The sequence below is a fragment of the Amycolatopsis sp. NPDC048633 genome (assembly GCF_040650695.1).
Classification (GTDB): Bacteria; Actinomycetota; Actinomycetes; order Mycobacteriales; family Pseudonocardiaceae; genus Amycolatopsis.
Genome location: NZ_JBEZHS010000029.1, coordinates 38,277 through 52,234, shown reverse-complemented (window position 1 = coordinate 52,234; position 13,958 = coordinate 38,277). Strand labels below are relative to the sequence as shown.

Here is a 13,958-nt window from a genome sequence, read left to right as displayed (position 1 = left end):
CGGTTCGGCCTAATCGCCGCTCGCCTTCAGCGCCTCGTGCCCGGCGTCGAAGCTGCGCAGCGCAGCGCCGACCGCCGAGGCCACCGTGACCTCGAAGATCTCGTCCTCGGTGGGGCCCGCCGCGAGCAGGCGGCGGACGTCGTCGTCGGTGATGCGGTGGGACGCGTCGCGGACCAGCGCGGCGTAGTCCCGCCACGGCTTCGCCAGTCCGTCGCCGGTCGCGGCTGCCCGGCGCAGCTCGGGGCTCGTCCGCGCCGGCTGCTCGAAGACGCTCTCCCGGAGGTCGTCGGGACTTTCGGCGAGCAGGAAGTCCGGGAACCGGTACCCCGCGCGGTGCAGCGCCTTCGTGCCCACCTTCAGCTGGCCGTCGAGCAGCTCGAACCCGAACGCGTTCGCGAGCCGGTTGACGATGTTCCACACCAGGTTGACGTTCAGGGCCTCCGACACAGCGTGCGAAGGCAGGTCACGCAGCGGCGAGGCGTCAAGGCCGGCGTCGCGCGACACATCCTCGAGGAACCGTTGCACGGCAAGCAGTTCCGGCCGGGCGTCGGCCGGGCGGTCCGGGTCGATCTCGCCGTGGCCGGCGATCCGCGTCAGCTCGGCGTGGGTGACGATGCAGAACGGGCACTCGTGCACCCGGGCCGTGCTCATCGCGAGGTACTCGCGTTCGCCGGCGGTCCAGTAGGACTCGCCGCGCATCGCGGGCGCGGTCAGCTCCAGCAGCGGCCGGGTCAGGAAGCCCGGCCGGTACAGCAGCAGCTTGACGATGTCCGGGCTGGTGACGCCGGAGAGCTTGCCGGTGACCGCCATGAAGAGCCGGGCCCGGCGCCGGTGGCCGGTGTCCAAAACGGACAGTCGCATCAGGACTCCAAATCGCGAAGTCGGGCAGTGAGGAAGCGGTGGTCGGCCGGGGCTTCGGCGAGGTCGCGCGCCCGCTCGTACGCGGCGACGGCTTCGTCGACGCGGCCGAGGCGGCGCAGCAGGTCCGCGCGGGCGGCGTGCCGGAGGTGGTAGCGGTCGAGGCCGTCGATCGCCTCGACCAGGGCGAGCCCGGTCTCGGGCCCCTCGGCCATCGCGACGGCCACGGCGTGGTTGAGCGCGACCACGGGCGACGGCGTGAGCGCCCGCAGCTGCGCGTAGAGCGCGACGATCCGCGCCCAGCCGGTGTCGGCGGCCGTCCGGGCCTGGGCGTGCTGCGCCGCGATCGCCGCCTGCAGCTGGTACTGCCCGACCGCCCCGCGGCGCAGCGCCCGGCCGAGCACACCCAGCGCCTCCCCGATTTCGGCCCGGTCCCAGCGGGTGCGGTCCTGGTCCTCGAGCAGGACGACGTCGCCGTCCGGCGTGTAGCGGGCGGCCGAGCGCGAGTCCTGCAGCAGGAGCAGCGCGACCAGGCCGAGCGCCTCCGGTTCGTCCGGCATCAGCGCGGCCAGCAGCTTCGCCAGCCGGATCGCCTCGCGCCGCAGCTCCGCCGGCTCGTCCCGGCCCGACGGTGAGGTGTAGCCGCGGGTGAAGACGAGGTAGATCACCGTGAGGACGCCGGCGAGGCGGTCGGGCAGCAGGTGGTCGGGCGGGACGCTCAGCGAGATGCCCGCGTCGCGGATCTTGCGCTTCGCCCGCACCAGCCGCTGCGCCAGCGCCGGCTCGGCGACCAGGAACAGCCGGGCGATCTGGGCGGCGGTCAGGCCGGCCACCGCCTGCAGCGTCAGCGCCACCCTGGCGTCTTCGGCCAGGGCCGGGTGGCAGCACGTGAAGAGCAGGCTCAGCCGATCGTCGCCGACCTCGGCGAGCCGGTCGTCCGGCGGGTTCACCGTCCTCACCCCGCTTTCGCCGGCCGCGAGCCGGGCGAGCTTGGCCTGCCCGACGCGGGCGCGGCGGATCCGGTCGACGGCGCTGTTGCGCGCCGCGGTCAGCAACCAGGCCGCGGGGTCGTCCGGGATGGTGGCATCCCACGTCCGCAGCGCCTGGGCGACCGCGTCCTGCAGGGCGTCCTCGGCCAGTTCGAAGTCGCCGAGCACCCGGACGAGCGCGGCGAGCAGCCGGGCGCGGTCCTCGCGGTAGACGCGCTCGACGACGCCGGCCGCGCGATCACCCACGGGCGGCTCGGTGGTCCAGCCCGGGCACCCCGGCGACCGGACGGACCTCGATCGAGCCCTGGGCGGCCATCGGGCACAGCGCGGCCAGCTCCAGGGCCTCGTCGAGGTCGCGGCAGTCGACCACGTACACCCCGCCGAGGTGCTCGTGGGTCTCGGCGAAGGGCCCGTCGGTGATGAGCGTCCGGCCCTCCTGCACGGTCACCGTGGTGGCGGTGTGCTCGCCCTGCAGCGGGTGCCCGGACACGAACACGTCGCGTCGCCGGCATTCGTCGGCGAAGGCGTTGACGGCGGCCAGCGCGTCCTCGAACCCGGGGTCGCCCGGCTCGGGCCGTTCGCAGTTGTAGATCAACAGCAGGTAGAGCACGTGCGCTCCTTCGTCCGCGTCGGTCGAAGAGGATGACGAACGGGACGACGGTAACTCGACAGGCCGGTCCGGACTCGCCGGGATCGAGCGCTGGAAATTACCAAAGGTAAGTTCTTCGGCAGTCTTGACATGACCAATGGTCAGGAGGAAAGTCCTCGCCACCTGATTCGTCTAGACCAATCAGGAGCTCTCCCGGCGGACGGCCATCCTCAGGAGGAGACCCATGTCCCGCAGAATCCGGACCACCACAGCAGCACTGACGAGCCTTGCGACCGTGGCGGCGACCGCCCTGATCCTTTCCGGTGGGGCCGACGCCAGCACGTCGGCCGCGGCGGCCGACTGCGGCGTGCTGTTCGACGACTTCCACTACGCCTCCCCGACCGACTCCGCGTTCGGCGGCGCCGGCTGGACCACCCGCAACGACGTCGGCAGCCCCGGCGTGGCCGGCGCGCGCTGGCTCACCAGCAACGTCAGCTTCCCGACGGTGAACGGCGAGCGCGTCGCCCAGCTCGCCGCCAGCACCGACGGAAGCTCGGGCGGCACGACGCATTCCGAGATGTACCAGAACCAGTTGAAGTTCTTCGAAGGCACGTACGCGAGCCGGGTCCGCTTCACCGACGCGCCGGACAGCGGCACCGACGGCGACCACGTCAACGAAACGTACTTCACGATCTCGCCGCTGCGGTACGACCGCGACCCGCTCTACAGCGAGCTGGACTTCTCGGAGTACCTGCCCAACGGCGGCTGGGGCGGCTCGACGGCCGACTACCAGACCAGCTGGTACACGTACTGGAACAACCCGACGTGGGACGGGCTTCGCGCGTCCACCGCGCAGAACCGCAGCTTCGCCGGCTGGCACGACATCGTGACGCAGGTGTCGGGCGGGCACGTGAAGTACTACATCGACGGCCAGCTCACCGCGGACCACACGACCGACGCGCAGGGCAACCCGGTGACCCCGCGGACGCCGATGTCGATCAACTACAACATGTGGTTCATCGACACGGCCGGGCACACGAGCGGGAACAGCGTGTACACCGAGCAGGTCGACTGGACGTACTACGCGGGCAACCAGGTGGTGTCCCCTTCGGACGCCGTGGCCCGCGCGGGTTCGTACCGGACGTCCGGGACGTCCCATGTGGACACGGTGAACGGCTGCACGACGCCGACCACGACCAAGCCCACCACCCCGACCACGCCCACCACGCCGTCCCAGCCGGCGAACTGCTCGACGGCGGCGGAGTGGGACTGGGGCACGGTGTACCTCGGCGGCCAGCGGGTGAAGCACAACGCGCACCTCTGGCAGGCGAACTGGTGGACCCAGGGCTCCGAGCCCGGCCTCACCGCGCAGTGGGCCGACCTCGGCCACTGCTGACGCCAACGCCAACGCCGTAGCCGACGCCGACCTGGCCGCGGCCCGGGTCCCAGGGACCAACCCGGGCCGCGGTCACCTTCCGTCCAGAGCGCCCCAATGTGGCCTTCGGTGCGTTCAACGCACCGAAGGGCCCCTTGGGTGCGTTCAACGCAACCAAGGCCACATTGGGGCGCTCGCCCCGACCCCGCCACCTCACTCCTCGGGAACTCCCATGCGCAGACGCACCTTCGCCGCCGTACTGGCTGTCGCCGCCGTGACCGTCAGTGCCGCCTGCGGTACCGACACCCCCGCTCCCGCCGCTCAGAGCGGTCAAGGCGGGCAGCTGACCGTCTGGCTCATGAACGGCGACCTCAGCGACAAGGCCACCGCGGCGATCACCGCCGCGTTCGAGAAGGCCACCGGCGCGAAGGTCACCGTGCAGATCCAGGAGTGGGACAACATCAACACCAAGATCAGCACGGCGCTGGCCCAGGACAACACCCCCGACGTCATCGAGATCGGCAACACGAACGTCCCGCTCTTCGCCGCCAACGGCGCGCTCACCGACCTCACCCCGCACCGGGACGAGCTTTCCGGCGGGCACAACTGGCTTCCCGGCCTCGCCGGACCGGCCACTGTGGACGGAAACCTCTACGGCGCACCGCTGTTCGCGGGCAACCGCGCGGTGATCTACGACAAGCAGGTGTGGGCCGACGCCGGGATCACCGCGCCGCCGAAGACGTTCCAGGAGCTCACCCAAGACCTCGACAAGATCAAGGCCAAGCACCCCGCGGCGGACTACTCCGCCTTCCACTTCCCCGGCAAGTACTGGTACGGCGCGCTGCAGTTCGTCTGGGACGCCGGCGGCCAGCTCGCCACGCAGAAGGACGGCAAGTGGGCCGGCGCCCTCGAAAGCCCCGAAGCGCAGAAGGGCCTGCAGGCGTGGAAGGACTTCCAGAACGCCTACTCCTCCGCCGCGTCGCGCAACGTCGACACCAAGGCGCCCGACCAGGCCGCGATCTTCTCCGCCGGCGGCGCCGGGGCGATCCTCGACACGAGCGTCAACACCGTGGTCAAGAACAAGCCCGAGCTGAAGGACCGTCTCGGCACGTTCCCGTTCCCCAGCACCACGGCCGGGAAGACGCAGCCGGTGTTCCTCGGCGGCTCGGACCTCGTCGTCGCGGCCAAGAGCCGCAACCAGGACCTCGCCCTGGCCTACCTCAAGGCCGCGACGAGCCCCGCCGTGCAGCGCGACGCGATCGTCGGCATCGACGGCTGGACGCCCATCTCGACCGAGCTGATCGACGAGATCACGCCCACCCTGCCGCCGGTCAACGCCGCCTTCGCCACCGCGGCCAAGACCAGCGTCGCGACCCCGGCCGCCCCGGGCTGGGCGACCATCGAGAGTGACAAGTCGATCAACACCTTCTTCGCCGACATCGCCACCGGCCGACGTCCGATCGCCGACGCCGCCAAGGACTTCGACGCGCACCTGACCGAGGCGCTCACCGCCCGCTGACCGGCGGGGTGGCCCGGCCGACTGCCGTCCCCAACCGGGCCACCCCGCCCCTTTTCGCGAAGGAGTCCTCGTGCTGCTGGTGAAAGCACCGCCCGATGCCCCGCCGAGACCGGCCACCCCGCGCCGGCGCCGGTCGCTCCTGCCGTACGGCCTGCTGCTGCCGGCGGTCGTGCTGCTCGGGCTCGTCCTGGGCTACCCGCTGGTGCGCCTGGTCGTCATCTCGACGCAGCGCTACGGCCTGCGGTCCCTGTTCACCGGCTCGACGACCTTCGCGGGCTGGGACAACTACGCCGCGGTCCTCGGCGACGACCAGTTCCTCCCGGTCCTTGCGCGCAGCGTCGCGTTCTGCGCGGCCCTCGTGCTCGGCACGCTCGTGATCGGGTCCGGCGTCGCGCTGCTGCTGCAGCGGCTCGGCCGCGGCATGCGCACCGCCGTCACGATGTGCCTGATCGCGGCCTGGGCGCTGCCGAACGTGGCGTCCACGCTGGTCTGGCAGTGGCTCTTCCAGCCCGGCTACGGCGTGGTCAACTGGCTGCTCACGCAGGTCGGCTTCGGCGACCTCACCCAGCACGACTGGACCACGTCCCCGGCGTCGGCGTTCACGCTCGTCTGGCTGCTGGTCGTGTGGCAGTCCGTGCCGTTCGTCGCGCTCACGCTGTACGCGGGCCTGTCGCAGATCCCGCGCTCCTACTACGAAGCCGCCGCGCTCGACGGCGCCGGGCCGTGGCGGGTGCACCGCACCATCACCGTCCCGTTCCTGCAGCCGATCCTCGGCCTGGTCACCATCCTCTCGGTGATCTGGGACTTCACGGTGTTCAACCAGATCTGGATCCTCACCCAGGGCGGCCCGGACGACGGCACGACGACGCTGGGCATCTGGACGTTCACCCGGGCGTTCAGCCGCAACGACTTCGGCCAGGGCGCGGCGATCGCCGTCGTCTCGGTCGCGCTGCTCGTCGCCATGACGGCCGTGTACGTGCGCCGGCTCGTCCGCTCCGGGGAGGACCTGTGATCCGCCGGGTGGGCCGCAATGCCACGGCCACCGTGTTCTGTCTCGTGTGGATCTTCCCGGTCTACTGGATGGTGCTCACGGCGTTCAAGCCCGCGGGCAAGATCCTCAGCCCCACGCCGGAGTTCCTGCCGTTCGACGTCACGCTGGACAACTTCGCCGGCGCCCTCGCCAAGCCCGGGTTCGTGCAGGACCTCGTCAACAGCGTGGTGGTCGTCGTCGCCGTCGTCGCACTGTCCATCGTGGTCGCCTTCCTGGCCGCGACCGCGTTGACGCGCTTCCGGTTCTTCGGGCGCCGCAGCTTCCTCATCGGCATGCTGGTGCTGCAGATGGTGCCGGTGCCCGCCCTCGTCATCCCGCTGTTCCTCGGCCTGAAGAGCGCACACCTGCTCGACACGCTCTTCGGGCTGATCCTGACGTACGTGGCGCTCGTGCTGCCGTTCACGATCTGGACGTTGCGCGGCTTCCTGCACGGCATCCCGGTCGAACTGGAGGAGGCGGCGATGGTCGACGGCGCGACACGCGGGCGCGTCATGCGCTCGGTCCTGCTGCCGCTGGTGCTGCCCGGGCTGATCGCGACCAGCGTGTTCGCGTTCATCACGGCGTGGAACGACTTCCTGTTCGCGTACGTGATCATGAAGGACAGCTCGGGCTACACGCTGCCGGTGTGGCTGGTGTCGTTCAGCACCAGCACCGGCACCGACTACGGCGGCCTGATCGCCGCGTCGACGCTGTTCGCGCTGCCGGTCGTGGTCTTCTTCGCGCTCGTGCAGCGCCACCTGGTCGAAGGCATGACCGCGGGCGCGGTGAAAGGCTGATGATCATCCCCCACCCCGCGCGGCTGACGCGCCGCGCCGGTTCCTTCGCGCCGGCCGGCGGGCTGCGCGTCCTCGCGAGCCGCGGCGCCGAGCGCGCGGCCCGGCTCCTCGCCGGATACCTCCCGCGGCCGTCGATCCACCACGGCCCCGCCATCCGCCTCGACCTCGTCCCGGACGCCGACCACGGGCCGGAGGGCTACGAACTCGACGTCACGCCCGCGGCGGCGCTGCTCGCCGCGTCGACCGAGGCGGGTCTGCGCAACGGCGTGCAGACCCTCCGGCAGCTGGTGCCGCGGCACGGCCCGCCGCGGCTGCCGTGCCTGCACGTCCGCGACGCGCCCCGGCTGCCCTGGCGCGGCGTGCTGCTCGACGTCGCCCGGCACTTCATGCCGCTGGAGTTCCTCCGCGAGTTCGTCGACCTCCTGGCGCTGCACAAGTACAACGTCCTGCACCTGCACCTCACCGACGACCAGGGCTGGCGGATCGAGATCGACGGCCGGCCGCGGCTCACCGAGGTCGGCGCGTGGCGCACCGAGTCGATGGTCGGGGCGGCCGGCAGCGGCGTCCACGACGGCGTCCCCCACGGCGGGTTCTACACCCGGCGCGAGCTGGGCGAGCTCGTCGACTTCGCGGCCGCCCGCGGCGTGCGGATCGTGCCGGAGATCGACCTGCCCGGGCACGTGCGCTCGGCGCTGGCCGCCTACCCCGAGCTGGGCAACCGGCCGGACGTGCCGCTGCCGGTGTGGACGGACTGGGGCATCAGCCCGGACATCCTCGGCGTCCACGACGGCGCGTTCGCCTTCTGCCGGGAGGTCCTCACGCAGGTGGCGGACGTCTTCCCGGGGCAGCACCTGCACATCGGCGGCGACGAGTGCCCGACCACGCAGTGGGCGTCGAGCCCGCTCGCGCGGGCCAAGGCGGCGCGGCTCGGGTTGCGCGACACCGCCGAGCTCCACCCGTGGTTCCTGAGCGAGCTGCACGGCGTGGTCGACGGCCTCGGCCGGCAGGCCGTCTGCTGGGACGAGACCGGCCACGCCGCGGGCCGGCTGCCGCCGGAGCTGGTCGTCACGGCCTGGCGCGACGCCGCGCACGGCGCCCTCGCCGTGGCCCGCGGCCACCAGGTGATCATGGCGCCGCACACGTCGACGTACTTCGACTACCGGCAGAGCGAAGAGCCCGGCGAGCCACCGCGTCAGGACGTCACGACACTCCAGGACGTCTACCGCTTCGACCCGCTGGCCGGGGGGCTCCCGGTCAGCGACGGGACCCGGCCCGGCGTGCTGGGCACGCAGGCCCAGCTGTGGACCGAGCACGCGCCGACGCCCGACCACGTGCGCCACCTGGCGTTCCCGCGGCTGTGCGCGCTGGCCGAGCGCGCGTGGTCGCCGCCGGAACGCCGTTATGCTGATTTCCAGGAGCGCCTGGCCGGTCACCTCGAGCGGCTGCGCGCCCTGGACGCCCTGCCGAAGGAGCGCGTCCGGTTCGCCGGCGCGGCCCCCGTATCCGGGAAGACGGTGCCTTGACCGCTGTGCCATCCGGGGCTTCGCCCCAGGCCGGGGGCTCCGCCACCCGGAGCCCCCGAAAAGAAGGCGAGCCATCCGGGGCTTCGCCCCAGGCCGGGCGCTCCGCCACCCGGAGCCCCCGAAAAGAAGGTGACGAGCCGGCGGACCGCCCGCCGACGGTGAAGCGCGACCGCGTCCGGCGGCACCTGCTGAAGGTGATCGAGAACGTCGGCCCCGGCACCGGGCTGGCCTCCGAACGCGACCTGGCCGCGGAGCTGGGCGTGTCCCGCCCGACCGTCCGGGCGGCCATCGAAGAGCTGACCCGCACCGGGCTGCTGGTGCGCCAGCGCGGGCGGGGGACGTTCACGAGCCCGCAGAAGGTGACCCAGGAACTGGCGACGGGACTCGCCGTCCCGCCCGCGGAAGGGCACTGGACGAGCCGGGTGGTCGCGTTCGGGATCACCCCCGCCACCCGGTCCCTGGCCGCCGACCTGGAACGCGAGCCGGGGACGCCGGTCCTGCGCGTCACGCGGGTCCGCTACGTCGACGACGAGCCGATCGCGATCGAGCAGCTGGCCCTGCCCGCGTCGCTCGTCCCCCGGCTGGCCGTTTCCGACCTGGAGTCGGGCAACTTCTACCGGCTGCTTCGGGAGCGGTTCGGGATCGTGGTGCAGGACGCGGTCCAGACGATCGAGCCGGCGGTGACCAACCCGGAACAGGCCGAGCTGCTCGAGATCGCGGTGTACGCGCCGATCCTGCACATCGAGCGGCTGACCCGCGACACGACGGGCCGGGTGGTCGAGCTGACCCGCTCGGTCTACCGCGGCGACCGGTACCGGATCACGTCGAAACTCCGCTTCGACGCGGAATCGGGCTGACGCGTTGAGCGGCACACCGGACCTCGGTCCCCTCCCCCAGCGCGTCACCGTCGGCACCGGCCAGGTGCGCCGGCTGGTCGGCGACCAGTTTCCGCAGTGGGCCGGGCTCCCGGTCCGGCCCGTGTCCGAGAGCGGTTGGGACAACTTCACCTTCCACCTCGGCGACGCGATGGTGGCGCGGTTGCCCAGCGCGGCCGAGTACGCCCTGGCGGTCGAGAAGGAACAGCGGTGGCTTCCGGTGCTCGCTCCGCGGCTGCCGCTGCCCGTCCCCGTCCCGCTGGGTCAGGGGCGTCCCGGCGCGGGCTACCCGTTTTCGTGGTCGATCTACGCGTGGCTCGCCGGTTCGCCCGCTCGTGCGGACCGGATCGCCGACCCGGTCCGGTTCGCGCTCGACCTGGCCGAATTCCTGGCTGCCCTGCGGAGCATCGACACCGACGGCGGTCCGCAGCCGGGAAAGCACAACTGGTTCCGGGGCGCGACCCCGCGCACCTACGACGCGCAGACCCGGCGGGCGCTGACCGCACTGGACGGCGACATCGACGTCGGCCTGGCCCGCGAGATCTGGGAGACCGCGCTGGACGCGCGCTGGGACGGCATGGACGTCTGGTTCCACGGTGATCTCGCCCCGGGCAACCTGCTGCTCGACGACGGAGACCTCGCGGCGGTCATCGACTTCGGGACCTGCGGGGTCGGCGACCCGTCCTGCGACCTGGCCATCGCCTGGACGCTGCTGACCACCGACGGCCGGCAGGCGTTCCGCGAGCGTCTGTCCATCGACGAGCCGACCTGGGCACGCGGGCGTGGCTGGGCGCTGTGGAAAGCGCTCGTCACCTGCGCCCGGGGCGGCGAGGAGGCCGCGGACGCGCGTCGCGTCCTCGACGGGATCCTCACTGATTACCTATCCGGAAAATAATTCTTCACGGACACCGGAAACGCTATTTATTAGCATCCACTCGTTACCCGAACGAGTGACGCCGTGGCGGCATCCGGGTGACCACCGGCCGGAAATGCCCTCGCCGCAGCGGGTGCGCGTTGTTTCGCATCGGTAACGAACTGCACTGTTGGCTTCGCCTTTCTGGCGCCCGGGTGAGAGCGCTTCAACGCACTCCCGGTGCGGCATAGGATTTTCCTTCGGCCAGGAAACCGTTTCTGGAACCAACCGTTGCGAAAAGAATCGAGGACCATTCATGCGAAGACGCATGCTGGGAGCAGTGCTGCCCCTGGTGCTCGTCGCGGCCACCGCCGTCGCGCTGCCCACGACCGCCGATGCCGCCCCCGTCTCGGGACTCACGAAGTCCGTGCAGGGCACCGGTTCCCCCGCCGACCACGGGGCGACCGCGAACTGGGTCATCGGCTACGACGACCAGGCGACCGGGAGCGGCGCCGCCACCATCACCGACGCCGTCGGCGCGGGCCAGGCCTTCCAGTCCGGTTCGCTGCACGCGCCGCCCGGGTGGGCGCCGTCGTGGTCCACCGACGGCAGCACCTTCGCCGGCACCGAACCCGCGTCCGGGGTCACCGCCGTGCGCGCGACCAACCCGGACGCCGGGCCCGACGCGACCTCGTTGTCCGCCTCGCTCACCCCGCCCGTGCAGGCGGTGACGACCGCGACCGGCGGCGACGGCTTCACGCCGATCCTCTACCGCACCCCGGGCGGCGTCCTGCAGGCCTGGAACATCTTCCACCACCTCGGCGCGACGTCGCCGAAGGTCGTGTGCACCGACCTCGCCACCGGGCAGCGCTGCCCGGGCGGCCCGTGGCCGAAGGTGCTCAACACCGCGGCCGGCCCGCTCGGCACCCTGGGGGCCGGCGACATCGCCAGCACCATGGTTTCGCAGTACGTGCACGACCCCGCGGTGCCCGCGAAGGTCTACTACCCCGCCGTCACGGCCGCGTCGGTCGGCGTCGGCTGCCTCGACATGGCCGCGTCGGCCAACTGCGGGTACTGGTCGTTGTCCGCCACCGGTGGTTCGCCGCCGGTGAGCAGCATCGGCGGGTTCGTGCAGAGCGGCGCCAACCTGTACGGGATCGTCAGCAGCGGCGCGGTGGTCTGCTGGACCATCGCCACCCAGAGCGCCTGCGGCGGCCAGCCGTACGCGCCGATCGTGCCGGCCGCGAACCAGCCGTACGTCTACGGCGCGCCCACCCTGGTGGGAGGCAAGGTGTTCGCGTCGACGTCGAGCCCGGGCACCGCGCAGCAGCCGGCGCTGGGCTGCTTCGACCCGGCGACGGCCACGGCGTGCGCCGGCTGGGCGTCCTCGCGGCCGACGGGACCGGCCGGGAACTACAACTACAACGCCTACACGGCGTTCGGCACGACCGGCGCCCCGGCGGGCGCGTGCGCGTCGACGACCGGCGGCACGAACGTCACGACGTGCTACGCGCTCGACGGGTCGACGCTGACGGCGCCACCGGGCCCGGCTTCGCTGACGGGCGGGGTCTACGTCTTCCCCCCGGAGGTCGTCACCGACCCGAACGGCCACGTGCGCAGCTACCTCCCCATCTGGAACGGCGGTTACGCGGGCGCGGCGCTGTGCCACGACTGGGCGACGGGGGCGGCGTGCGCGGGCCTGCCGGCCGTGATCACGCACCCGTCGGTGAACGGCGGAGCCACCCGGGACTACGGGTACACGTACGACCCGCCGTCGGGCTGCCTGATCGGCCTGGGCGACTCGGGCGTGCTGTTCTCGATGGACCCGGCGACGGGGGCCACGCCGTGCGTCCGATCCGGCGGCCAGGTGACGGTGCGGCCGGGCGACTTCTACTGTGACGGCGGCTCGCACGTCCAGGGGTACACGGCGGCGCGGCTGACGGGCGTCGACCCGGCGAACGTCGACTTCGCGGCGTCCCGGGTGACGGTGGTGGACCAGGGTGGTGCGACGGTGCCGACCCCGGGCTTCGCCCCGGACGGCTCCGTCGACCTGACGGGCGTGTCGGTGGCGGCGCACCCGTCGATCACGGTGACGACGACCCTGGTGCTGCACAACGGAACCGGCTTCAGCGGCCGCCTGGTGGTCGACTACGCGGGCGACGCACCGCAGCTGTGCTTCCGCACGACGATCGCGACGGACTGCGCTGTCTCCAGTGTCGCGAACACGGCCACGGGCACGGATTCGACGGGTTCGTTCACGTCGAACACGGTGACCCTGCCGGTCGCCCCGGGTGCGTCGTGCACGCCGGCGGTCAAGGTGGAGAAGGAGATCTGCACGTCGTCGGTGGCCTCGAAGTGCGGCCCGGGTGGCGTCGGACCGTGGGCGAAGCAGGCGGGGGTCGGTCTCTTGGGCCTGCTGAACGCGACGGCGTACTGGCGGATCACGGTGACGAACCTCGGCCCGGTCGGGATCACGTCGGCGCAGGTCGTGGACAGCGTGGAGCCGTCCTGCCAGACGGGGCCGTTCACGTTGGCGGCCGCGCAGTCGAAGCAGGTCTATTGCTCGACTTACGCGTTGCTGAACCTGTTCCCGATCACCAACCAGGCGAAGGTGAGCTACGTGCCGGTGAACGTTCCCCCGGGGACACCGCCGTCCCACACGGGCTGGTCGTCGGCGAAGGCCTGTTCGCTGCTGTGCATCCTGTAGCCAGGTGACCGGGTCGTGAGTGAGAAACAGGGTTGGCACACTGTTTCTCACTCACGACCCTCACACCGCAACAGCATCCTCCGCGACGAAGTCCGATTCCGCGGCCTTCGGCGAGACCGGCGGCGCCATCAACACCGCGCACAGCGGGACCGCCATCGCGATCGCCGCCAGGACGAACACCGGGAACAGGAACGAGAACACCTCGACCCCCGCCGGGTCCGCGGCGTTCATGTCCATGTTCATCTGGACCGCCGCCATGCCCGTGTAGTGCATGCCCGTCACCGCCGCGCCCATCACGAAGCCCGCCAGCAGGCGCAGGGACAACCGGTCCAGGAACACCGCGAACCACAGCGCCGCCGTCGCCGCCACCACCGCGATCACCACCGACAGCGCGACCAGGCCGCCGTCGTAGCTGAAGTCGCCCTTCACCCGCAGGGCCGACATTCCCGTGTAGTGCATGACGTTCACCGCCAGGCCCGTGATGACGCCGCCGAGTGCGAGGCGCCACCAGCCGAACTTCGCGCGGCCGCCCACCACCACGAGACCGGCGAACACCGCCGACACCGAGAGGATCGCCGACAGCACCGTGCGGAAGACGTCGTAGCGGACCGGCATCCCCGGGGTGCTGAACCCGAGCATCGCGACGAAGTGCATCAGCCAGATGCCGACGCCGCCGATCGAGATCGCCGCCAGTACCAGCCACCGCATGCGGTGGGCGGGGGTCGCCGCGTGGCGGGCCTGGACCGCGCACGCCAGCCCGAGCGCGCAGCCGACCACCGAGGTCAGGTAGGCGAGCACGAGCAGCCAGTGCCCGAGTGCGAAGTGTTCCATGACGAGTCCTTC

General features: G+C 71.8%; 12 protein-coding genes. 8 read left to right on the top strand and 4 right to left on the bottom strand.

Going from position 1 to position 13,958, the window contains the following annotated elements; translation table 11 throughout:
• Window positions 1-9: 9 nt before the first annotated feature.
• The 3 genes from AB0C38_RS36675 to AB0C38_RS36665 are packed head-to-tail and all read right to left on the bottom strand — an operon-like array spanning window position 10 to window position 2,457.
• Window positions 10-861, bottom strand: coding sequence for a hypothetical protein (locus AB0C38_RS36675; protein ID WP_360682368.1), 852 nt, complete (start codon window positions 859-861; stop codon window positions 10-12).
• Window positions 861-2,093, bottom strand: a complete 1,233-nt coding sequence (locus AB0C38_RS36670; protein WP_360682367.1) for a DUF6596 domain-containing protein — start codon at window positions 2,091-2,093, stop codon at window positions 861-863. The genes AB0C38_RS36675 and AB0C38_RS36670 overlap by 1 nt, the downstream gene beginning before the upstream one ends.
• Window positions 2,086-2,457: a YciI family protein gene (locus AB0C38_RS36665; RefSeq protein ID WP_360682366.1), complete on the bottom strand. Its 372-nt coding sequence runs from the start codon at window positions 2,455-2,457 to the stop codon at window positions 2,086-2,088. Before AB0C38_RS36665 ends, AB0C38_RS36670 begins: the two co-directional genes overlap by 8 nt.
• 223 nt (window positions 2,458-2,680) lie before the next feature.
• Between AB0C38_RS36665 and AB0C38_RS36660 the strand changes: the two genes are divergently transcribed.
• The 8 genes from AB0C38_RS36660 (at window position 2,681) to AB0C38_RS36625 (ending at window position 13,115) form a co-directional block, all read left to right on the top strand.
• Window positions 2,681-3,832 (top strand): carbohydrate-binding protein, encoded by a 1,152-nt coding sequence (locus AB0C38_RS36660; RefSeq protein ID WP_360682365.1) that lies wholly within the window; start codon window positions 2,681-2,683, stop codon window positions 3,830-3,832.
• Between the two features lie 211 nt (window positions 3,833-4,043).
• Entirely contained in the window at window positions 4,044-5,330 is a 1,287-nt protein-coding gene (locus AB0C38_RS36655) for an extracellular solute-binding protein (protein WP_360682364.1), read from the top strand.
• A 70-nt stretch (window positions 5,331-5,400) separates the two neighbouring features.
• Complete coding sequence (locus AB0C38_RS36650) at window positions 5,401-6,342, top strand: sugar ABC transporter permease (RefSeq protein WP_360682363.1); 942 nt, start codon at window positions 5,401-5,403, stop codon at window positions 6,340-6,342.
• Window positions 6,339-7,157 (top strand): carbohydrate ABC transporter permease, encoded by an 819-nt coding sequence (locus AB0C38_RS36645; RefSeq protein ID WP_360682362.1) that lies wholly within the window; start codon window positions 6,339-6,341, stop codon window positions 7,155-7,157. The genes AB0C38_RS36650 and AB0C38_RS36645 overlap by 4 nt, the downstream gene beginning before the upstream one ends.
• On the top strand, window positions 7,157-8,680 hold the full coding sequence (locus tag AB0C38_RS36640) for a beta-N-acetylhexosaminidase (protein WP_360682361.1): 1,524 nt from the start codon (window positions 7,157-7,159) through the stop codon (window positions 8,678-8,680). The genes AB0C38_RS36645 and AB0C38_RS36640 overlap by 1 nt, the downstream gene beginning before the upstream one ends.
• Before the next feature lie 158 nt (window positions 8,681-8,838).
• The gene (locus tag AB0C38_RS36635) at window positions 8,839-9,537 is read left to right on the top strand and encodes a GntR family transcriptional regulator (RefSeq protein ID WP_360682360.1); all 699 of its coding nucleotides are present in this window, start codon (window positions 8,839-8,841) and stop codon (window positions 9,535-9,537) included.
• A gap of 4 nt (window positions 9,538-9,541) precedes the next feature.
• On the top strand, window positions 9,542-10,450 hold the full coding sequence (locus AB0C38_RS36630) for an aminoglycoside phosphotransferase family protein (protein WP_360682359.1): 909 nt from the start codon (window positions 9,542-9,544) through the stop codon (window positions 10,448-10,450).
• A gap of 274 nt (window positions 10,451-10,724) precedes the next feature.
• Entirely contained in the window at window positions 10,725-13,115 is a 2,391-nt protein-coding gene (locus AB0C38_RS36625; protein WP_360682358.1) for a hypothetical protein, read from the top strand.
• 60 nt (window positions 13,116-13,175) lie between these two features.
• Here the strand turns inward: AB0C38_RS36625 and AB0C38_RS36620 are convergent, their stop codons facing one another.
• Window positions 13,176-13,946, bottom strand: coding sequence for an MHYT domain-containing protein (locus tag AB0C38_RS36620; protein WP_360682357.1), 771 nt, complete (start codon window positions 13,944-13,946; stop codon window positions 13,176-13,178).
• Window positions 13,947-13,958 lie beyond the last annotated feature (12 nt).

What these genes read in the sequence shown, in the direction of transcription:
- AB0C38_RS36660 (WP_360682365.1), top strand. Translation starts at nt 2,681, where the DNA reads ATGTCCCGCAGAATCCGGACCACCACAGCAGCACTGACGAGCCTTGCG.
- AB0C38_RS36640 (WP_360682361.1), top strand. Translation starts at nt 7,157, where the DNA reads ATGATCATCCCCCACCCCGCGCGGCTGACGCGCCGCGCCGGTTCCTTC.
- AB0C38_RS36655 (WP_360682364.1), top strand. Translation starts at nt 4,044, where the DNA reads ATGCGCAGACGCACCTTCGCCGCCGTACTGGCTGTCGCCGCCGTGACC.
- AB0C38_RS36625 (WP_360682358.1), top strand. Translation starts at nt 10,725, where the DNA reads ATGCGAAGACGCATGCTGGGAGCAGTGCTGCCCCTGGTGCTCGTCGCG.
- AB0C38_RS36675 (WP_360682368.1), bottom strand. Translation starts at nt 861, where the DNA reads ATGCGACTGTCCGTTTTGGACACCGGCCACCGGCGCCGGGCCCGGCTC.
- AB0C38_RS36620 (WP_360682357.1), bottom strand. Translation starts at nt 13,946, where the DNA reads ATGGAACACTTCGCACTCGGGCACTGGCTGCTCGTGCTCGCCTACCTG.